This is a genomic window from Ruegeria sp. AK11 (genome assembly GCF_056541095.1).
In genome coordinates, this window is record NZ_JBQFXU010000004.1 from 228955 (window position 1) to 249891 (window position 20937).

Annotated in this window: 21 protein-coding genes; 6 read left to right on the forward strand and 15 right to left on the reverse strand. The window is 57.8% G+C overall.

Annotation, left to right across the window (positions count from 1 at the left end; translation table 11 throughout):
- Positions 1 to 22 precede the first annotated feature (22 nt).
- From ACR0D9_RS12865 to ACR0D9_RS12880, 4 genes are all read right to left on the reverse strand, one after another.
- The gene (locus ACR0D9_RS12865; RefSeq protein ID WP_480483011.1) at positions 23 to 1393 is read right to left on the reverse strand and encodes a glutamate--cysteine ligase; all 1371 of its coding nucleotides are present in this window, start codon (positions 1391 to 1393) and stop codon (positions 23 to 25) included.
- 66 nt (positions 1394 to 1459) lie between these two features.
- Positions 1460 to 1987 (reverse strand): hypothetical protein, encoded by a 528-nt coding sequence (locus ACR0D9_RS12870; protein WP_209598708.1) that lies wholly within the window; start codon positions 1985 to 1987, stop codon positions 1460 to 1462.
- Entirely contained in the window at positions 1984 to 2829 is an 846-nt protein-coding gene (locus ACR0D9_RS12875) for a GNAT family N-acetyltransferase (RefSeq protein ID WP_480539044.1), read from the reverse strand. Before ACR0D9_RS12875 ends, ACR0D9_RS12870 begins: the two co-directional genes overlap by 4 nt.
- On the reverse strand, positions 2826 to 3551 hold the full coding sequence (locus ACR0D9_RS12880) for a 16S rRNA (uracil(1498)-N(3))-methyltransferase (RefSeq protein WP_480483005.1): 726 nt from the start codon (positions 3549 to 3551) through the stop codon (positions 2826 to 2828). Before ACR0D9_RS12880 ends, ACR0D9_RS12875 begins: the two co-directional genes overlap by 4 nt.
- 11 nt (positions 3552 to 3562) lie before the next feature.
- On the opposite strand from ACR0D9_RS12880, the gene ubiA reads away from it, so the two are divergent.
- The 3 genes from ubiA (at position 3563) to ACR0D9_RS12895 (ending at position 6831) form a co-directional block, all read left to right on the forward strand.
- Entirely contained in the window at positions 3563 to 4525 is a 963-nt protein-coding gene (ubiA, locus tag ACR0D9_RS12885; RefSeq protein ID WP_267365435.1) for a 4-hydroxybenzoate octaprenyltransferase, read from the forward strand.
- A 64-nt stretch (positions 4526 to 4589) separates the two neighbouring features.
- The gene (locus ACR0D9_RS12890; protein ID WP_480539046.1) at positions 4590 to 6509 is read left to right on the forward strand and encodes an OmpA family protein; all 1920 of its coding nucleotides are present in this window, start codon (positions 4590 to 4592) and stop codon (positions 6507 to 6509) included.
- A gap of 1 nt (position 6510) precedes the next feature.
- Positions 6511 to 6831, forward strand: coding sequence for a hypothetical protein (locus ACR0D9_RS12895; RefSeq protein WP_209506658.1), 321 nt, complete (start codon positions 6511 to 6513; stop codon positions 6829 to 6831).
- A 55-nt stretch (positions 6832 to 6886) separates the two neighbouring features.
- On the opposite strand, the gene ACR0D9_RS12900 is transcribed toward ACR0D9_RS12895, so the two are convergent.
- From ACR0D9_RS12900 to pgsA, 3 genes are read right to left on the reverse strand one after another with little or no spacing between them, the layout of a single operon-like run.
- Complete coding sequence (locus ACR0D9_RS12900; protein WP_480539048.1) at positions 6887 to 7330, reverse strand: molybdenum cofactor biosynthesis protein MoaE; 444 nt, start codon at positions 7328 to 7330, stop codon at positions 6887 to 6889.
- 3 nt (positions 7331 to 7333) lie between these two features.
- Entirely contained in the window at positions 7334 to 7579 is a 246-nt protein-coding gene (gene moaD / locus ACR0D9_RS12905) for a molybdopterin converting factor subunit 1 (RefSeq protein WP_209506660.1), read from the reverse strand.
- 3 nt (positions 7580 to 7582) lie between these two features.
- Positions 7583 to 8251 (reverse strand): CDP-diacylglycerol--glycerol-3-phosphate 3-phosphatidyltransferase, encoded by a 669-nt coding sequence (pgsA, locus tag ACR0D9_RS12910; RefSeq protein WP_480494392.1) that lies wholly within the window; start codon positions 8249 to 8251, stop codon positions 7583 to 7585.
- A 174-nt stretch (positions 8252 to 8425) separates the two neighbouring features.
- Between pgsA and ACR0D9_RS12915 the strand changes: the two genes are divergently transcribed.
- The gene (locus ACR0D9_RS12915; RefSeq protein ID WP_480482995.1) at positions 8426 to 9310 is read left to right on the forward strand and encodes a DMT family transporter; all 885 of its coding nucleotides are present in this window, start codon (positions 8426 to 8428) and stop codon (positions 9308 to 9310) included.
- Here the strand turns inward: ACR0D9_RS12915 and uvrC are convergent.
- The 6 genes from uvrC to ACR0D9_RS12945 form a co-directional block, all read right to left on the reverse strand.
- Positions 9307 to 11169, reverse strand: a complete 1863-nt coding sequence (uvrC, locus tag ACR0D9_RS12920; RefSeq protein ID WP_480482993.1) for an excinuclease ABC subunit UvrC — start codon at positions 11167 to 11169, stop codon at positions 9307 to 9309. The two genes, ACR0D9_RS12915 and uvrC, sit on opposite strands and share 4 nt — an antisense overlap.
- 290 nt (positions 11170 to 11459) lie before the next feature.
- On the reverse strand, positions 11460 to 12239 hold the full coding sequence (locus tag ACR0D9_RS12925; protein ID WP_480482991.1) for an SDR family oxidoreductase: 780 nt from the start codon (positions 12237 to 12239) through the stop codon (positions 11460 to 11462).
- 21 nt (positions 12240 to 12260) lie between these two features.
- Entirely contained in the window at positions 12261 to 13223 is a 963-nt protein-coding gene (locus tag ACR0D9_RS12930; protein ID WP_267365434.1) for a calcium/sodium antiporter, read from the reverse strand.
- A 171-nt stretch (positions 13224 to 13394) separates the two neighbouring features.
- On the reverse strand, positions 13395 to 14192 hold the full coding sequence (locus ACR0D9_RS12935; RefSeq protein WP_480482989.1) for a S49 family peptidase: 798 nt from the start codon (positions 14190 to 14192) through the stop codon (positions 13395 to 13397).
- A gap of 114 nt (positions 14193 to 14306) precedes the next feature.
- On the reverse strand, positions 14307 to 15068 hold the full coding sequence (locus ACR0D9_RS12940; RefSeq protein ID WP_480482987.1) for an ABC transporter permease: 762 nt from the start codon (positions 15066 to 15068) through the stop codon (positions 14307 to 14309).
- The gene (locus ACR0D9_RS12945) at positions 15065 to 15994 is read right to left on the reverse strand and encodes an ABC transporter ATP-binding protein (RefSeq protein ID WP_480482986.1); all 930 of its coding nucleotides are present in this window, start codon (positions 15992 to 15994) and stop codon (positions 15065 to 15067) included. The genes ACR0D9_RS12940 and ACR0D9_RS12945 overlap by 4 nt, the downstream gene beginning before the upstream one ends.
- A 170-nt stretch (positions 15995 to 16164) precedes the next feature.
- On the opposite strand from ACR0D9_RS12945, the gene ACR0D9_RS12950 reads away from it, so the two are divergent.
- Positions 16165 to 17253: a CaiB/BaiF CoA transferase family protein gene (locus ACR0D9_RS12950; protein ID WP_480539050.1), complete on the forward strand. Its 1089-nt coding sequence runs from the start codon at positions 16165 to 16167 to the stop codon at positions 17251 to 17253.
- A gap of 81 nt (positions 17254 to 17334) precedes the next feature.
- Here the strand turns inward: ACR0D9_RS12950 and hemE are convergent, their stop codons facing one another.
- Positions 17335 to 18369, reverse strand: coding sequence for a uroporphyrinogen decarboxylase (hemE, locus tag ACR0D9_RS12955; RefSeq protein WP_480539052.1), 1035 nt, complete (start codon positions 18367 to 18369; stop codon positions 17335 to 17337).
- A 106-nt stretch (positions 18370 to 18475) separates the two neighbouring features.
- Here hemE and hemC point away from each other — a divergent pair, with 106 nt between their 5' ends.
- Positions 18476 to 19441 (forward strand): hydroxymethylbilane synthase, encoded by a 966-nt coding sequence (gene hemC / locus ACR0D9_RS12960; protein WP_480539054.1) that lies wholly within the window; start codon positions 18476 to 18478, stop codon positions 19439 to 19441.
- Positions 19442 to 19664: 223 nt separating this feature from the next.
- On the opposite strand, the gene ACR0D9_RS12965 is transcribed toward hemC, so the two are convergent.
- Positions 19665 to 20936, reverse strand: a complete 1272-nt coding sequence (locus ACR0D9_RS12965; protein WP_480482978.1) for an aspartate aminotransferase family protein — start codon at positions 20934 to 20936, stop codon at positions 19665 to 19667.
- Between the last annotated feature and the right edge of the window lies 1 nt (position 20937).

Genomic DNA, 20937 nt, shown 5'->3' on the forward strand with positions numbered 1-20937 from the left:
AATGCAAGCGGGACGGTGCGCATCAATAGCTGTATTCGGGATAAATCCGGGTCAGGTCGCCATTCCAGTCGCCATTGTAGTGTTCCAGCAACTCATCTGCCGGAACCTTGCCGGTGTCGATGCTTTCCTTCAACGCGTTCAGGAAATGCGTCTCATCCGGGACCAAACCACCAGCACCAGGGCGCGCACGGGCTTTCAGGCCCGCCTCGGAGATTGCCACAACTTCACGCGCCAGATCATGCATGTTGACGTTGCCAACCTGCGCTTGAAGCCCGTCTTTGGCCGCCGCAACACGCAGCGCCTCGCGCGTTTCAGCATCCCAGCCCTTGACCAGATCCCACGCCGCATCCAGCGCGGTTTGGTCATAGGTCAGCCCGACCCAGAAGGCGGGCAAGGCGCAAAGCCGTCGCCAAGGGCCACCATCCGCGCCGCGCATCTCCATGAACTTCTTGATCCGCGCTTCGGGAAAGGCCGTTGTCAGGTGATCGGCCCAATCCGACAGGGTCGGCGTTTCACCCGGCAATGCAGGCAACTCACCCTTGAGGAAATCTCGGAACGACATGCCCAGCGCATTGATGTACTGCCCGTCGCGGTAGACGAAATACATCGGCACATCGAGCGCGTATTGGACATAGCGTTCGAATCCAAAGCCATCCTCGAACACGAAGGGCAACATGCCCGTGCGCGCATCGTCCAGATGTCGCCAGATATGGCTGCGCCAGCTTTTCTGGCCGTTCACCTTGCCTTCGAAGAACGGAGAATTGGCAAACAGCGCCGTCGCCACCGGCTGCAACGCCAGCGCCACGCGCAGTTTCTGTACCATGTCGGCCTCGGACCCGAAGTCGATATTGACCTGAACGGTACACGTCCGCCGCATCATGGCGCGGCCCATGGTGCCGACTTTTTCCATATAATCGTTCATCAGCCGATACCGCCCCTTGGGCATCAGCGGCATCTGGTCATGCGTCCAGATCGGCGCCGCGCCCAGGCCGATGAATCCCACGCCGATCTCATCGGCGATATCCTTCACCTCGCGCAGGTGAGTGTTCACCTCATCGCAGGTTTCATGGATCGTCTCCAGAGGGGCACCCGACAGCTCCAGCGCGCCACCCGGTTCAAGGCTGACATTTGCGCCGTCCTTTTCCAGACCGATCAGATGACCGGATTCACGGACCTCTCCCCAGCCGTGGCGATCCCGCAACCCCTCCAACACGGCGACAATGGATCGCTTTCCTTCAAAAGGCAGAGGTTTCAGCGTGTCCTTGCAATAGCCGAATTTCTCATGCTCGGTGCCGATGCGCCAATCTTGCTTGGGTTTGCAACCCGATTCCAGATATTCGGCCAGTTGTTCATGGCGTTCGATCGGACCGCCGCCGGACTGAGGGATGGACATGAACCGTGCTCCGATCCTGCTGTGTCTGTTTTGAAGGTCAAGTCGTGGTCGCAAATGGCGTCAGTGTCAATGCAACGGCAAATGCGCCGGACGCGACGGTGTACGTTCCCAGATAACGACCGGATGCCGCGATTTGCCGTTGAGTTCCGACAGCATTTGCTCGGTTTTGAGGCCAGGCAGGTTTGAGAACACGTCGAACAACGCCTCGGCTCCTTCTGCATTCACAGGAATGTGAAGCGTTGGCTGGCCCGGCTGATCCAGAACCCAATGTGCGGGGTCGGAGGTCGGGTCAAGGGCCAAACGCTCAATTTCGCGGGACGCGACGATGCCGCCATCCAAGGGGCCAAGATAAGTGATCTGACCTTCATCAATCGTCACGACACCTTGCCCGCCCACACCTGTTCTGAAGCGCGCGCGCTGTATGCCGATCACGGCCAAAGCCGCTGACACGACAATCAGAAACCAGCCTACCCAAGCCAACAGTCCGCCCGGCCCGCTGATCCAGCTCAGACCAAGGATCAGGACAAAAGCCGCGACCAGAACCTCGCGCCAACGCCAAAGCGCCAGTTTTGCTTCAGGTCGGATGAAACTCATGAGAGCACCCTTTGCGGTTCCTGAAGCAAAGCGACCTTGTACCAACCCACCTGTTGGAACCCAATCGCCTCATAGGCACGGGCGGCAGGTGCGTTGTTCGCAAACAGGATCGCTGCCGCCGCGCCCTCGGATTTTGCTTTCTGCATCAATGCGGTCGTGACCCGTCGACCCAAGCCACGATTTCTGTTTTTACGTGGAACAAAAACACCACCGACCTGAATTTGGTCGTGAACCCTGGCATTTACAGACGCCATGGCAACCGGCGCGTCGCCTTCCATCAGGACAATCGCCCTGCCTGCGGTCAATTCCGCCTCGACGCGCTCTGCCGCCAGCTCACGCGCCTCTTCGCCTGCGGCCTGTCCGGTATCCTCGATGTAATCCGCGAACCAAATGTGCAGTCTTGACCGATCCTCGGCGCGCAAATCGCGATATGGAACAGGTGCCTCAGTCAGACCTCGCAGGTCACGTCGATAAAGCGGTTCATCGTGGTTCAACCGGTACTTCGCCTGCCCCAATCCCAAAGCGCCCAACGTCAGCTCGACCTGAGGTGCATCCCCCGTCATACCCAAAACGGTTTCGCCTTCGATCATCCGCGCGAAACACTCGGCAGCTTCGGTTTCGGCGTTGGGCAATTGAACCATCAGATAGCCCTTCTTGCTGAGCCCAAAGACACCCTGAACCTGATCCTCACCCCAGATGAAGTAGCGGCTGGAATAATCATTCGCATTCAACCCCACCCCGTGGGCCGCCAAATTGCTGCGCAAAAACATTGAACTGTCAGGGTAGCGGGACAGAAACATCTCTAGCGCCGGGGCATCCGATTGAACCGCCTCGCGAATCACGACCAATCCCCCAATGCCTGCTGCCACATGGTCAACGCGGCCACCGCCGCTGTATCCGCCCGCAGAATACGCGGGCCAAGACTGACTACATGCGCATAGGGTAAAGCCGACAGCCGCGCACGCTCAGCGTTGGAAAACCCGCCTTCCGGGCCGATGAGAATGGCCCAGGGGCGCCCTTTTTCATTCGCTGCCAGCCGCAGGGCCGAGCCGACCTCGGCCTCGTTGCAGAACATCAACTGCCGACCTTCAGGCCAGGTCTTCAGCACGCGGTCCAGCCGCTGAAGGTCTGCCACTTCGGGCACGTAGGTTCCACCGCATTGTTCAGCGGCTTCGATTGCATGAGCCTGAAGCCGGTCTTGCCGGATACGGTCTGCGTTGGTGAATTCGGTCTGAACTGGCAGGATGCGAGCCGCGCCCATTTCAGCGGCTTTTTCTACAATGAAGTCGGTGCGCGCCTTTTTGATCGGCGCAAACAGGAACCACAGATCGGGGGGCAGATGCAAAGGTTTGGTCTGCCTGACACAGGTCAGAGCGCCACCGCGTTTTCCCGACTCGGCGACCTCGGCCAGCCACTCTCCATCTTTGCCGTTAAACAGCGCCACTGCTCCGCCAACCGGCAGTCGCATGACGCCAAACAGATAGTGCGCCTGATCGCGCGTCAAAGGAACCGATTGCCCCTGACCCAAGGGCTGCTCTACATACAGTCTGATTTTCGCACTCATGAGACCTACATATGCAAGGCAATGCCCCAACACCAGATGGTCAAGTCGCCGATGCCGTCACCGGCAACTGGGTCGACACATATGCCCCAGCCTTTGCCCGACCGTATCTGCGCCTCAGCCGCGCGGACCGGCCCATCGGCACATGGCTGTTGCTGCTTCCATGTTGGTGGGGGCTGGCGCTGGCCATCCTGCATGACGGTCAACCGCGTTGGGAAGATCTGTGGATTGCCCTAGGCTGCGCATTCGGAGCTTTTTTGATGCGGGGTGCCGGTTGCACGTGGAATGATATTACAGACCGGGAATTCGACGCACAGGTTGAACGCACACGATCACGCCCGATACCGTCGGGGCAAGTCAGTGTCCGGCAAGCTGCGGCCTGGATGATACTGCAAAGCCTTCTGGCGCTTGGCATTCTTCTCAGCTTCAATCAGGCGGCAATTGCCATGGGTGTGTTATCTTTGCTGCCGGTGACCGTTTATCCGTTTGCCAAGCGGTTTACCTGGTGGCCTCAGGTTTTTCTGGGTCTGGCCTTCAACTGGGGCGCATTACTGGCCTGGACGGCGCATAGCGGGTCGCTCGGCTGGCCTGCTGTCACGCTGTACCTGTCCGGCATCGCGTGGACCCTGTTCTATGACACGATCTATGCACATCAGGATACCGAGGATGATGAACTGGTCGGCATCAAATCTACCGCGCGCCTGTTCGGCACCGACACAGCGAAATGGCTGAAGTATTTTCTGGTCGCAACTGTATCGCTGATGGGGCTGGCCATTATTGATGCCGGGGTGCCTGATGCGTCGATTCTGGCGTTGGGGATCGCGCTTTGCGGTCCCTGGGCCATGGGCTGGCACATGATGTGGCAATTGCGCGGGCTTGATACCGAAGACAACGCCAAGCTGCTGCTGCTGTTTCGGGCCAACCGCGATACCGGCTTTATTCCGCTGATCTTCCTTTGCGTCGCCTTGTTGCTCTGATTGCACCCGCTGAACGGGGCCTGTAAAGATCGGCGCAAACGCCTGAGGAGTGCCAAACCCAAACATGCGTCTGCCGTATTTTATCGCTGTTTCCCTGATCTTTCTTGTATCAGCCGGCCTGTCGCTTCTGGCAGCCAGCTATGCCGTTACCGAGATCGAAGAATCATCGGAACTTGCTGTACGGCGCTCGCTGGACCTGAAAGGACATGATTGGGCCGAGGTCGAAGCCGATGGTTTGCGGGTGGTCCTGACCGGTACAGCGCCAGATGAAGCGACCCGCTTTAACGCTCTGACCGCTGCGGGAACTGAAGTTGATACATCCCGCGTAATCGACGAAATGGAAGTTATCGCAACTTCCGCCCTCGCAGCACCGCGCTTTTCGGTAGAAATCCTGCGCAATGACAGTGGAATATCGGTGATTGGCCTGATCCCGGCCAGTGAGAACAGGGACAAGCTGATCCAACGGCTTGGCAATCTGGACAGATCTGTTGCCATTTCGGACCTGATGGAAACAGCAGATTACCCAAAGCCCAAAGGGTGGGATGCCGCAATATCTTACGCGTTGGAGGCCCTGACCCACCTGCCCCGCGCCAAAATTTCCGCCAGCCCGGATCTGGTCAGGATCACGGCAATTGCCAACAGTCAGCAAGAAAAACAAAAACTGGAACGCGACCTGACGCGTACGGCACCGCCCAGCCTGCGGGTTGGGCTGGCAATTTCAGCACCTCGCCCGGTCGTCACTCCATTTACTTTGCGTTACCTGATCGACGAAGAAGGCGGGCATTTTGACGCCTGCTCGGCGCAGGATGAGAAGGCACGTGACCGAATCGTGGCCGCCGCGAAAAACGCCGGGTTAACGGGGCCTTATTCCTGCACCATCGCCTTGGGCGAACCATCGCCACGCTGGCCAGAAGCAGCCGAGAAAAGCATTCAGGCGCTGTTCCGGATAGGCCAGGGTTCGGTCACCATGTCAGACGCGGACATTACCCTGATCGCAGCGGAGGGAACCGATCCTGCGTTGTTCGACCGGGTTGTGGGCGAGCTTGAAACCGAGCTGCCTGCGGTCTTCGCATTGCACGCCGTATTGCCCGAGCCTGAGACAACGAACCCAAATGGCCCGGTCGAGTTCTCGGCCACCCGCAGCCCTGAAGGGCTGGTGCAATTGCGCGGACGGCTGGGTGATGAAACTCTGCGCGACATGGTCGACAGCTACGCGCGCGCGGCCTTTGGATCCGATCAGGTGTATACCGCCACCCGCATCGTTTCGGATCTTCCAGCGGATTGGCCGGTACGTGTTCTGGCCGGTCTGGAGGCTTTGGGTCAGCTCCACAACGGCGTATTGACCGTCACACCCGATACGGTCGAACTGATCGGCCTCAGCCACGAAGAAGACGCCAAGGCCCGTATCGCAGGTCAATTGTCCGACAAGTTGGGCGAGGGGCAGGAATACACCCTGACCATCACCTATCAGCCCCCACCGGAACCCGAGGACGCCCTGCCCGACCCGGAAGTCTGCGAAGCCCGGATCGCCGAAATTCAGGCCACCAGCAAGATCGCCTTTGAGCCCGGATCGGCCACGATTGCATCAGACTCGCGCGATGTGGTGAACCAGATTGCGGATATCCTGCGCGACTGCGGTCCGATCCGAATGGAGATTCAGGGCCACACAGACAGTCAGGGCCGCGAAGAGATGAACCAACAACTCAGCCAGGCGCGGGCACAATCCATCCTGAACGAATTGCGCGGGCGGCGTATTCCGACCAGCAGCTACACCGCTGTGGGATATGGGGAAACGCAACCCATCGCTGACAACGACACCGAAGAGGGCCGGGAAGAAAACCGCCGGATCGAGTTCCGTCTGATCCGCCCTGAGCCTGTTGCGAGTACCGAAACAGGCCTTGAAGCACTCGAGGTCGAGGCTGCGACATCCGCAGAGGACCAAACCGACACGACCGCACCTGATGCGGATGCAGGGGACCAGTAAGTTGAACAGAACAGAATTCGTCATTGTCACTGCCATTATCCTGTTCGCAGCCTTCTGCATGGGCTGGTTTGCCAATTGGCTGGCGCATCGCCTGTCCCGCGTACGGCAAAGCGACGTCGCTGATCTGGACCGGATGAGTCAGGAGTTGCACGAGGCCGAGGAAACCCGCGATCAGGCCATCACCTATTTGCAGCAACGTGAAGCCGAATTGACGAACCAGCTGACCCAGACAGAAGCCGAGCTGGCAGCCGCGATGGATGGCCTTCGGGCCGCGCGTCAGGAGGCCGAAGAAATGCGCGGACGGATCAACAACGCGGATTAAGTATACGACCTTGCGCCACCGCCCAAGTTTGCAAGAATAAACGGTCGCTAAATCACTACCACCGGGTCAGCGCGTCTTCGTCTTCGTCTTTGGCTGCGACCCATTCCGCACCAGAGTGGGTGATTTCCTTCTTCCAGAAGGGTGCGCGAGACTTCAGATAATCCATCAGAAATTCCGCTGCCTCAAACGCATCTTTACGATGCGGCGCAGCGGTCGCCACCATCATGATCCTGTCTCCCGGGGCCAGTCGGCCATGGCGGTGAATCACCAGGACGTCACCCAATGACCACCGCTCCTTGGCGTCCTGGGCAATCTTGGTCAGCGCCCGTTCCGTCATACCCGGATAGTGTTCAATCTCCATCACATCCAGATCACCACTTGCCAGGTCGCGCACTACGCCGGTGAAGGTGACAATGGCTCCGTTGGCATCATCCCCGGCGGCAAAAGCATTGGCCTCGGCGCCCAGATCGAATGCTTCCTGCTGAACAGCGATCCGCATCGCTCAACCGCCCGTCATTGGTGGAAAAAACGCCACTTCCCGAACGCCCGACAGCGAGGCGTCAAAATCCGACAACTCCTGATCCAGTGCAACGCGCAGGGCGGACAAATCGGCAAATGCCGCGGCATAGCGTTCTTCCCGCGCGCTCAACTCGGCCACCAGATCATTGACAGTGACTGCCTGCGTCTCGACTTTTTCCTTTGGCAAACCGATACGTTCGCGTACCCATGCAAAATACAGCACATCCATCCCTCAGATCTCCTTCAGATGTGGCATGGCTTTACGTAGGTAATCATAGCCGGTGATCAATGTCAGCGCCGCCGCAATCCACAGCAACCACAGCCCGATCTGGCCTGCCCAGAACATACCATGGATATTCCAGCGCAGGTGATTCACATCTTCAACCTGGCCCGCGATAATCTGTTCTACCAGCGCGGCGTCCATGCCGAAACTCGCCATCACGGCATAGTGTTCAAAGATGCCCTGCGAGAACAGCACGGCGATGGCGATCATCTGCGCTGTAGTTTTCCACTTGGCAAGCTTTGTAACCTTCAGCGTCCCCGCCACATCGCCCAGATATTCGCGCAGGCCCGAGACAAAAACCTCGCGGAACAGGATCACGGTGGCGGGTAGCACCAGCCATGGCGTCCAGTGTTCGGTCGAATAGCCAACCAGAATCATCAGCGCGATCACCACCATTGCCTTGTCGGCAATCGGATCCAGCATCGCGCCCATCTTGGTTTCCTGTTTCCACGCACGGGCCAGATAGCCATCAAACCAATCGGTGATCGCCGCCGACAGGAACAGGATCAAAGCGAACCAGTCCGCATAGGGCCGGGTGAAGTACAAAAACATAACGGCCAGACCGGGCGCAGCCAGCAGGCGTAGAACCGTCAGGATATTGGGCAAATTCCACTTCATGGCTTGGACCCTATATCGCCGGTTCAAGACAGAAAAGACAAACCGGTAAAAAACTACATCACTCACAACAGCTTGGTCAAAGCGCCGCAGGTCCGACCCTTTGGACCTCGTGCACTTGGCGTTTCACGTCTTTGCAGTCAGATTGCCCGTCGACTGCAAAGCGGAACGTACAGGATGACAGCGCATATTCAAACCGACGCCCGGTCGAACATGATCGGCAGCCTGTGGATGGTGGCCGCAATGGCGGGCTTTGCGCTGGAGGATGCGTTGCTGAAAGCAGCATCGACCGCGCTTCCGATCTGGCAGGTACTGGTGCTGTTCGGGACCGGCGGGTCCATAATATTTGCCGCGCTGGCGTCAGCTCGTGGGAAACGCCTGACACACCCGGACGTTCTTTCCCGCCCGATGAAAGTTCGGGTGCTGTTCGAAGTCTTTGGTCGGCTATTCTATGTGCTCGCCATTGCGTTGACGCCCTTGTCCTCGGCCACCGTGATCTTGCAAGCAACGCCTTTGGTTGTGGTCGCAGGCGCGGCATTATTCTTTGGTGAAGCGGTTGGTTGGCGGCGATGGAGCGCGATTTTTGTCGGTATGATCGGAGTCGTCATTATTCTGCAACCGACCGGGGACAGTTTTTCACTGCTGTCGATGCTGGCCGTGCTGGGTATGTTAGGGTTCGCAGGGCGTGATCTGGCCAGCCGCGCGGCCCCTGCGACCCTTGGAACCGAAGTACTGGGGTTTTATGGTTTCCTCAGCATTATCGTCGCGGGCCTTGCCTATCGGGTGTGGGAAGGCGCACCCATGACACCGGTTAGCACGCACACCAGCCTGCATCTGACGGGCGCGGTTCTGATGGGCGTCATGGCCTATGCCGCGCTCATGAACGCAATGCGCACGGGTGAAGTGTCAGCCGTGACCCCGTTCCGCTATACGCGACTGCTGTTCGGTATCGGGTTGGGTATCGCCCTGTTCGGCGAAAGCCTGGACCGTACTATGTGGGTCGGCAGCGCGCTTATTGTGGCCTCGGGCCTCTATATCCTGTGGCGGGGGCGACAGGTCTAACCCTTGTCGTGGAAGAAATCATAGACTTTCTGAGCCAACCCGGCCGAGATTCCCTCGACCGCTTTCAGGTCTGCCAGATTGGCCCGGCTTACCGCTTTGGCGCTGCCGAAGTGAGTCAGCAATGCGCGCTTGCGTGCAGCCCCGACGCCCGGAATTTCATCCAGCGGCGTGGCACCAACGGCCTTGGCGCGTTTCGCGCGATGGGTGCCAATGGCAAAACGGTGCGCCTCGTCCCTTAACCGTTGAATAAAGTACAAGACCGGATTGTTGCGTTTTAGGGCAAAGGGGCGCTGGCCGATCCGGTGAAACTCTTCCTTGCCGTGGTCACGGTCGACCCCTTTGGCAACACCGACCATCGGAATGTCTTCGACCCCGTGGGCCTGCATGATCTCGTGCACGGCGCTGACCTGTCCGGCACCGCCATCGATCAACAGCAGGTCGGGCCAAAGCCCTTTATCCCGATCCGGGTCTTCTTTTTGCAGGCGGGTGAAGCGACGGTTCAGAACCTCTTTCATCATGCCGAAATCATCACCCGGCGTCAGGTCGTCGCCGCGAATGTTGAACTTGCGATAGGCGTTTTTCATGAACCCGTCGGGCCCTGCCACGATCATACCACCCACCGCGTTAGTGCCTTGGATATGAGAGTTATCGTAGACCTCAATCCGTCCCGGTGGACTATCCAGATCAAACGCCTCTGCCACCCCGCGCAGCAACTTGGCCTGCGTGGCGCTTTCCGACATGCGCCTGGCCAGAGACTCTCGCGCATTGCGCAAGGCACCTGCAACCAGTTCCTGTTTCTCACCACGCAGCGGGACAAGGATTTCGACTTTGCGCCCGGCTTTCTCGGACAAAGCCTCCTGCATTAAATCGGCGTTTTCGATCCCGTCCGACAAGATCAACTGCCGTGGTGGTTCCTTGTTGTCGTAGAACTGGCCAAGGAAAGCCTCCATCACTTCGGCATGTGATACATCCGGGCCAACACGCGGATAAAAGTCCTTGTTGCCCCAGTTCTGGTTGGCCCGGATGAAGAATACCTGAACACAGGCTTGCCCGCTGTCCATATAAAGGCCGATCACATCCGCCTCGGTCACGCCACGAGGGTTGATGCCTTGCGCGGTCTGTACCTGCGTCAGCGCCCGGATGCGGTCGCGCAGACCGGCGGCGCGTTCGAACTCCATAGCCTCGGACGCCGCCATCATCTGTTCAGCCAGTTCCTCCTGCACCTTGGTCGAGCGCCCCGACAGGAAACGTTCTGCATCCTTGACGCTTTCACTGTAATCTTGCGCCGAAATCAAACCGACACACGGCCCGGAACACCGTTTGATCTGATAAAGCAGACAGGGCCGCGTGCGGCTGTCGAACATGGAATCCGAACAGTTACGCAGCAGGAATGCCTTTTGCAGCTGGTTCAATGTGCGGTTTACAGCACCCGCGCTGGCAAATGGTCCGAAATAGGCGCCTTTTTCCTTCTTCGCCCCACGGTGTTTTTTGATCTGCGGAAAGTCATGATCCTTGGCGACCAGGATGTTCGGAAAGCTTTTGTCGTCCCGCAGCAGCACATTGTATTTCGGTTTAAGCTGCTTGATCAGGTTCTGCTCCAGCAGCAGCGCTTCGGTTTCCGTTCTTGTGGTTAGAAACATCATCGAAGCGGTCGAGGAAATCATCTTCTCGATCCGGCCCGAGTGACCCGGCCTTGTATAGTTCGACACCCGCGCCTTCAGGTTTCGCGCCTTGCCCACGTATAAAACCCGACTGTCGGCATCCAGCATCCGGTACACCCCGGGTGAGCTGTCCAGCGTCTTTGCGTAGCGCTGAATGCAGGCATAACCGGTCAGGGACGATTCACTGTGGGTAGTCATGGGATTCCGATATGATTCTCTTATACTGGCTGCAATCTTGCGGGCTTCAGATCAAGAGAAAACAAATCCACGATTCCTGTGGATAAGTGTGAAGATAAGTTTTCACAGCCTTAGAATTTCCCTTGTTTCATTACCACTTCATTAACATGCACAAAAAATAGGCACATTATCAAGATGCTGATTTTTAACGATATTTTTTCACACATTTAGCAAGTGTATGAAAAAAAAGACATTTTTGTAACACGCAGGTAACACAAACGTGCGCGGTGCAAAACTTGCAGCGATATTGCTTATTCAACTCCCAGAACGTCCGGTGTTTTCCACCCCAGGTGTTGGCCGCCATCCACGCATATCAGTTGCCCCGTTACTGCGTGTGCATCCAGAAAATATCCCAAGGCGGCGGTGATATCCGACGGATTTGACCCACGTTCCAGAACAGTATTCGTTCGTTGCGCCTGGAAATGCTCAGCGCTTTGACGATGCCCCTGTACCGTCGGTCCGGGTCCGATGGCATTGACCCGGATTGCAGGGGACAGCGCCTGTGCCGAGGTACGGGTCAGCGTCCATAGCCCCATTTTGGCGATGGTGTAAGACATGAACTCGGGTGTCAGCTTGCGTACACGCATGTCCACCATGTTGATGATCAGACCGGTCGCAACTGGTTCGCCATTTTCGTCCGTGTTCGGGGCCAGCCCCTGCCCGGCCATGGCTTGGGTCAAAACGAACGGTGCCCGCAGATTGCTGTCGAGATGGCGGTCCCAGCTTTGGCGGGTCGCGGTGTGAACGCTGTCATACTCAAAGATCGAGGCGTTGTTCACCAGACAGGTGATCGGCCCGCCCAGAGCCTCGGCTGCTTTGGGCAGCAGATCCTGCACCTCTGCCTCATCCAGCAGATCAGCCTGCAATGCCACTGACCGTCGGCCCATAGCCTGTACCTCCGCCACAGTCTCGTGCGCGGGGCGTTCTGAGGACGCATAATGAACGGCGACATCATATCCACGACCCGCCAGATAAAGCGCCATGGCCCGACCCAGACGAATACCGGCACCGGTCACTAAAGCTCGGGTCATGCTTCACCTCGTTTTGTCAGATCACACCAGCAATACAGTGACATAAAGCGCATAAAGGAAGGTCAGCACCAGCCCCCAACCGCGAGAGATATCCTGCTTGAAAACAACAAAGGGAACCAGAAGCAGCGATGCGCCCAGCATGACCCAAAGGTCAAAATGCAGGAAACCGGGATCGACCGGGATACGCCCGAACCAGGTTGCAATCCCGATAATGGCCAGAAGATTGAACATGTTCGAGCCAATCACGTTGCCAAGGGCCACATCGGCCTGTCGGCGCAAAGCGGCCATCACGGTTGTCGCCAGTTCGGGTAAAGACGTTCCAACCGCAATTAGGGTCAGACCGATAACCGTTTCACTGACACCATATGTCCGGGCGATGACCGTCGCATTTTCCACCAGCAGGTGCGCCCCCATAGGAAGGCCCACAAGGCCGAGGATCAGGTAAACCGATACCTTCCAGTAAGGCATGTCAGGATCAGCTTCTTCCAGACCTTCAAGGTCGTCGTCATCGGCACAGGCTTCCCCACAGGCCTTGCGGTGCGCCTTTGCTTCACGAAACGCATTCATCAGAACCAGGCCCAAAGCCGCCAGCAGGATCAGGCCGCTGACGACGGTGAATGTTCCACAAAACGCCAACCCTATGAACAGGGCCGTCGCCATCAGCATGAATGCATAGTTCCTACGGCTGTCGCATTCGCTGGTATGGATCGTTGCCAGCATCGCAGGAAGACCAAGAACCAACAGGATGTTGGCCGTGTTTGATCCGACAACATTGCCCAGCGCAATACCCGGTGCGTGTTCCTTGACGGCACTGATAGCAATCAGCAACTCGGGCGCGGACGTGCCGAAGGCCACAATCGTAAGGCTGACGATCAAGGCCGGAACACCTAAACGCAGGCTCAGGTTCACTGCGCCACGCACCAAGGCATCGCCTGCCAGCAACAGGATCAACAGGCCAAGACCAGACAGCAGCCACGTGGTGATCAAGCCCGGCCTCCTTTTCCACAGGCACAGGGGCCTTTTCCGATGCGATAGCGACCGCATCGCGGACATTTCGCCGAACTTAGCTTCTTTTGCCCAGGAAACCGCAGCTTGCCGAACATTGCCAATACGCCCATTGCGATCAGAAATAGAGTGACAGCCTTTACGATCACGTCACAAACCGAAACGCGCGTAGGCTGCCCGCTCCTCTAACCCTGCGATAGCATCCTGCGCCAGGCTGGCACCAAACCGGGTCCAGATCGGTTTTTTCACGCCATAGCGGCGAAATTTGACCTTGTCACCGAAACGGTCCTGCACCTTTGGCTTCAGATGGGCGATGCCGTCGATAAGCCCCAGTTCCTGCGCGCGACGCGCCAGCCAGACCTCGCCCGTGAACAGGTCAGCTTCCTGATTCAGCTTGTCCCCGCGCCGATCTTTGACGTGCGCAATGAAATTCTCGTGGATATCGCCCAATAACCCTTGCAGGCGGGCTACATCCTCTTTCTTTTCCGGTGAAAACGGGTCGAGCATGGACTTCGATTTCCCGGCGGTATGGACCCGCCGCTCAAATCCCTGCCGCGCCAGAAAGACATGCGCGCCAAATCCAGCCGAGATCACACCGATCGATCCCAGTACGGAACTGTCATCGGCCCAGATCTCATCCGCTGCGGCGGCCAGCCAATACCCACCGGATGCAGCGACGTCTTCGACAAAAGCGATGACCGGCACGTCCAGTTCTTCGGACAAACGCCGAATGCGCGCACCGATCATTGAACTTTGGACAGGGGATCCGCCCGGTGAATTGATCTCAAGCGCCACGGCCGCAGGTTTTCCCTTGCGAAAGGCTTTCTCGAGAACCGGCGCAAGCGTGGCGTCGTTCAAGGACCCGCGCCCGGCCATTCCAATGGCGCCGGACAGGCGGACAACGGCCACACAGGGGTGTTTTTTGACGAACGGCAGGCTGAGCTTCATGGGTGCCGATGTAGAGTGCCACCAACCCGTAAACAAGGGACTCTTCGAACCTTGAACGCGACGTGAACCAGATTCACACACTCGATGGGCAAAAATGCAACGCACCGGCGTGGGTTAGCTGCGAATGCGCCAGCCAGTTTTGAAGATCCAGCCAATGACCGCCAGACACACCCCAGTAAAGGCTATGATGGCCAGCAAACTCATGGCGATGGGCACATCCGCAAGCCCGAAAAACGACCAGCGAAACCCCGAAATCAGATAGACGACCGGATTGAACAACGTGATCGTCTGCCACAGAGGCGGCAGCATCGAGATTGAATAAAACGTACCGCCAAGGAAGATAAGCGGCGTGACCACAAGCTGCGGCACCAATGACATCTGTTCAAAATTACTGGCCCATATCCCGATGATAAAACCCAGCAACGAGAAGCTGAGACATGACAGGATCAAGAACGCCGCCATGGCAAAGGGATGTTCGATCCGTATGTCGACGAAAAAGGTCGACGTGGCCAGAATGACCAACCCCACGAACAGCGCTTTGGTGGCCGCCGCACCGACATACCCAATCACGATTTCGATAAAATTCACCGGCGCCGACAACAGCTCGTAGATGGTGCCCAGAAACTTTGGGAAATAAATTCCGAATGACGCGTTCGAGATCGAAAGCATCACCACAGACAGCATGATCAAGCCCGGGACGATGAACGCGCCGTAGGATACACCCTCGACCTCCTGAATTCGACTGCCGATGGCGGTGCCAAATACCACGAAATACAGCGAAGTGGAAAGAACCGGTGACAGGAAGCTTTGCGCCAGGGTGCGAAAGAAGCGGGCCATTTCGAACCGGTAGATTGCAGCGATTGCGGTCCAGTTCATGCCGCCTCTCCGGATACCAGGTTTACAAATATCTCTTCCAGGCTCGATTGCCGTGTCTGCACATCGCGCAACACCAGCCCGGCCTGCGACACGTCATTCAACAGGGTCGTTATCCCCGTGCGATCCGCATGGGTATCGTAGGTATAGATCAGGCTATCCCCCGCGCCGTTGAGGGTCAGATTGTGGCTGGCCAAATCATCGGGAATCCTGGCGATTGGCTCAGTCAGCATGACGACAATCTGCTTTTTGCCCATCTGCGCCATAAGCGTGTCTTTATCCTGCACCAAAAGCAACTCACCCTTGTCAATAACGCCGACGCGATCCGCGATGGCTTCGGCCTCTTCGATATAGTGGGTGGTCAGAATGATGGTGACACCGTCCCGTTTTAGCTCGGCCACGATTTCCCACATATCCTTGCGCAGCTCGACATCCACACCCGCCGTCGGTTCATCCAGAAACAAAACACGTGGTTCATGCGCCAAGGCCTTGGCGATCAGCACGCGGCGTTTCATGCCACCCGACAACTCCTTGATTGCGTTCTTGCGCTTTTCCCACAGCGAAAGCTTGCGCAGAATGTCCTCGATCCGGGCGTTGTCTTTGCCCAGACCAAACAATCCGCGTGACAGCCGAACTGTGTTCCAGACCTTTTCAAACGGTTCCAGCGCGATTTCTTGCGGGACAAGCCCGATCATTCTGCGCGCTGCGCGATAGTCCGATTGAATGTCGTGCCCGCCGACTGAAACCGTGCCGGATGTTGGCGTGGTTATACCGCAGATCGTCGAGATCAGAGTGGTTTTTCCCGCCCCATTCGGCCCCAGAAGCGCAAGAATTTCGCCTTCTTCAATGTCCAGAGACACACCTTTCAGCGCCTCGAACCCATCGGCGTAGGATTTGCGCAGATTTCTGATGGATAAAATGGTCGTCATATCCGCTCCCCGTTCTGGCCCAGACCCTATCGCCCCGAACACAGGGATAACAGGCCCATTCCGCACCATGTGATGAACAACTGCCAAAAGGAAGACCGCCCGCGCCAGCAATCATCCGGCTTGCAATCCCGACACCAGCCAGCAAACTCTGCCGGAAACGGAGGGCCCTGATGCTGAACGGAATACGTGTTGTCGAACTCGAAGGTCTGGGCCCCGGCCCGTTTAGTGCCATGTTACTGGCAGATCTGGGCGCTGACGTGATTACAATCCACCGCAAAGGGGGCGCCGCAACACCGGGTATGCCGGAACGTTCCCTGTTGGACCGGGGCAAAAGATCCATCGCACTTGATCTGAAGACCGCCAATGATCTGGATACCGCGCTTCGCCTGATCGACACAGCCGATGCGCTGATCGAAGGATTCCGCCCCGGTGTGATGGAAAAACTGGGGCTCGGCCCGGATACCTGCCTGACCCGCAATCCAAAACTGGTCTATGGGCGCATGACGGGCTGGGGGCAGGATAGCCCGCTGGCCGACACGGCTGGGCATGACCTGAATTACATCGCCCTGTCCGGAGCCCTTTGGTATGCATCACATCCTGGCCAAGCACCGCGGACCCCGCCAACGTTGGTGGGTGATATCGGCGGTGGGGCCATGTATCTTGTGGCAGGCATTCTGGCAGGGCTCATCAATGCGCAACGCACTGGCGCAGGTACTGTCGTTGACGCGGCAATCTATGACGGCTCGGCCCATATGATGAACCTGTTGATGACAATGCGCCAAACCGGCAACCTGTCTGAAACCCGGGGTCAAAGCCTGTTGGACGGTCCCCACTGGAGCAGAACCTACGCCTGCGCCTGCGGTGGTTTTGTTTCCGTTCAATGCCTCGAACCAAAATTCTACATGCAATTTCTGAGCTTAATGGGCCTCACAAACGATACCGAGTTTCAACGGCAATACGACCGTAATCTATGGCCTTCGCTTTCACGCCGTCTGACCGATATTTTCGCCAGTCAACCACGCGACCATTGGGAGGCCCTGTTTCGAGGAACAGATGCCTGCGTTGCCCCAGTTCTCAGCCCGGACGAAGCCCGCTCACACCCGATGAACACCCATCGCAACTGCTGGCAGGATTTTGACGGCGCATTTCAGGCCGCCGCCGCCCCACGGTTTTCAGGCCATGACTGGACCCCGAAACCCAGCCCCATGCGCGGCGAGCATACCAAGGACATCCTCGCAGAGCTCGACAGCCTGCGCTGATCCGCACTTCATCTGGCCCAAAATATCCCGGGGGATGAATTGGCCGCAGGCCAAGAAGGGGGCTGGCCCCCTTTAACCTGCTTACTGCCCGCGCACCGTATCGATCATCAACTGAACATTCTCAGGATCGGCATCCGGCGTGATCCCATGTCCCAGGTTGAAGATGTGCGGCCCGTTCGAGAAAGCCTCGACAATCCGCCGCGTCTCTTCCACCAGAGCCTGCCCACCGGTCACCATATGCGACGAGGCCAGGTTTCCCTGCACACAACCATCAACCTGTACATGTCTGGCGGCCCAATCAGGCGACACCGAGTTGTCCAGCGCGACGCAATCCACGCCCGTCGTCTTGGCAAACCCGACATACCCCTCCCCCGCCTCGCGCGGGAACCCGATCACCGGGATGCCGGGGTGACGTTCCTTGATGGCCTGCGTAATCACACGGCACGGTTCCACCGCGTATTTGCGAAACGCCTCACCTTTCAGGGAACCCGCCCAGCTATCGAAAATCTTGACCACCTCGGCCCCGGCGTCGATCTGAGCCGACAGATACTCGATTGTTGCCGCCGTGATGCGATCCAGCAGCGCCTCGAATAAGGCAGTATCGCTCTCTCGCAAAGCGTGTGCCGGTCCCTGATCGGGTGTTCCACGCCCGGCGATCATGTAGGTCGCGACTGTCCAGGGCGCGCCGGCAAACCCGATCAGCGCGGTCTCAGACGGCAATTCTCGCGACAGGATCCGAACCGTTTCATAAACGGGCGACAATGTCTCGTGAATCGCGTCCACCGGCTTCAACGCATCAAACTCGGATTGCCGCGTGATCGTCGACAAACGTGGACCTTCGCCGGTCACAAACCACAGATCCGCACCCAGCGCCTGCGGCACCAGCAGGATATCGGCAAACAGGATCGCAGCATCAAACCCATAGCGCCGGATCGGCTGCAATGTGACTTCGGCGGCCAGTTCCGGGTTATAGCATAAAGACAGAAAATCCCCGGCCTGGGCACGGGTGGCCCGGTATTCCGGCAGATACCGGCCCGCCTGGCGCATCATCCAGATTGGCGGCACATCCTGTACTTCGCCCGCCAGCGCCCTCAGCAGTTTCTTTGTCTCGGCCATATTCGCCCCCAGTCTTCCGGTTTTGGCAACGGGTCGTCCTTCGGCGGCAATTTGTCAAGCTCAGCCCCCATTGTCAGGGCAATGTGACGCGACTAAAGCTGTGCACATGACTTTGACCCTGCCCACCCCCGCATCGCCCCTCAGAATTGGCACCCGTGGTTCACCGCTGGCTCTGGCTCAGGCCTATGAAACCCGCCAACGCCTGAGCGATGCGTTTGATCTGCCCGAAGTGGCCTTTGAAATCGTCGTGATCAAAACAACCGGCGACAATCGCGCCATGATCGATGCGGATCGCCCGCTGAAGGAAATCGGCAACAAGGGCCTGTTCACCAAGGAAATCGAAGAGGCGATGTTGCGCGCCGAAATCGATATCGCCGTGCATTCAACGAAAGACATGCCTGTTGAACAGCCCGAAGGGCTGGTTCTGGACACATTCCTTCCGCGCGAAGATGTGCGTGACGCGTTCATCTCGCCGCGCCTTAACTCAATCCACGATCTGCCCGAAGGGGCTGTTGTGGGCACTTCGTCATTGCGGCGCCGGGCGCAGCTGCTGAACCGGCGGCCGGATCTGAAAGTGGTCGAGTTTCGCGGGAACGTGCAGACGCGGCTGAAAAAGCTGGAAGCCAGGGTCGCGGATTGCACTTTTCTGGCCATGGCTGGCATTCGCCGTCTGGGCATGGACGAGATTCCAGCCAGCGCCATTTCTCCGGATGACATGCTGCCCGCGATTGCACAGGGTACCATTGGCATCGAACGGCGTAGCAACGATATACGCGCGGCTGAAATGCTTGAAGCGATTCATCACGCGGAAACAGGATGGCGGCTGGCCGCCGAACGCACCTTGCTGGCCGCGCTGGACGGGTCTTGCGAAACTCCGATCGCTGGCCTGGCGGAACTGGACGGAGACAACTTAAGGCTGCGCGGCGAAGTCCTGCGCCCAGATGGGTCGGACACCGTGAACAGAGAAGTGACCGGTTCTGTCAAAGACGGGCCAGAAATGGCCCGCACGATGGCAGCGGAACTGTTGGAACAGGCGGGTCCAGGTTTTTTTGATTGGAAAAATTCAAATTAATTTAAGGCAGTGTGAACTTGATCACTGTGACCGCCGAGATTCTCGGGCATTAAAGTGACATACCGATGAGGAAGTCGGGTCAGTCTCGAAAGTATCGAAAAGTTTTCAGATTGCCGGTGATTTAATCAGTATTCGAGGGGGCGAGGCTGACCCCCGACTTCCAAAGGTAGCGGGTCGCTGTTGAACTCAACAGCGACCCGTTTACGTTGTATACATCCAACCTTCAGGAAATGGCATCAACCGCGTGACGGACGGCGATGCGTGTCTGTTCCAGATCCGCATCGGTGATCGCCAGCGACGGATAAAGCTTGCCCGGAGACTTGAAGATTCCATGGGCGCGCAGCACCGCATTATAAGTGGCGTTACGCTGTGGATCATCATGGTTTGCGCTGCGATAGTCACGACATTCGGCGTTGGTGAAATAGATGTCAAACAAAGTCTCGTCACCGCATATCCGATGCGCAATACCCGCTTCATTCAAGGCGTCCGTCTGAATCTGCTGCAAGTGTTTTCCAATTGCGCGCAAACGCTCGTACGCGCTATCACGCCGCAGAATCTCCATCGTCTTCAGCCCAGCGGCCGAGGCGACCGGATTCCCTGATAGGGTCCCCAACTGCATCAGCCAACCTTCTTCCCCGACCTTCGATTTATCGAAATGCTTCATGATCTCGACGCTGGCACCGAGCGCAGCCAGAGGGAAGCCACCGCCCGTGATCTTACCCAGAGTGCAGATATCCGGTGTGACCCCGTATCGTTCCTGCGCCCCGCCATAAGCCAGCCGAAATCCGGTGACGATCTCATCAAAGATCAGCAACACACCACGTTGATCACACAGGGTTCGAAGGCCCTGCAAATATCCCGGCATTGGCGGAATGATCCGTTGCAAAGGCTCGACCATAATCGCGGCAACATCGTCATTTTCCTCCAGCAAAGCAGCGACGGCTTCCAGATCGTTAAAGGGCGCGATCAGCATCTGCTCGGCCACGCTGTCGGGGATACCGGCGCTGTCGGGAACAGCCTGCGGGAAATTAACTCTGCGGCTTGGGGCAAGGCTCATCTGCGCCTCGGCGCTCATACCGTGGTAACCGCCTTCAAACTTCAGGATCTTGCTGCGCCCGGTATAAGCCCGCGCCAGGCGAATCGCATACATGTCGGCTTCGCCTCCCGACGCGACAAAGCGCACCTGCTCGCAGCAGGGAACGGCGTCGATGATGGCCTCGGCCAATTCGATGCCCTTGCTGTTGTTTGCAAAAAACGTCATCCCTTTTGGCAACTGTTCCAATACGGCTTCCATCACCTCGGGGTGGCCATGGCCCAGCAGCATCGGACCCGACCCTATCAGGTAATCGACATATTCGTTGCCGTCCTCGTCCCAGACACGGCTGCCTTCACCACGGGCGATGATGATGCCCGGATCGAAGTTGCCGAAACCGCCAGCTGGAAGAACCTCTTTTGCGCGTGCTATCCACTCGGACTGTGTCTGGATCTTCAGCATC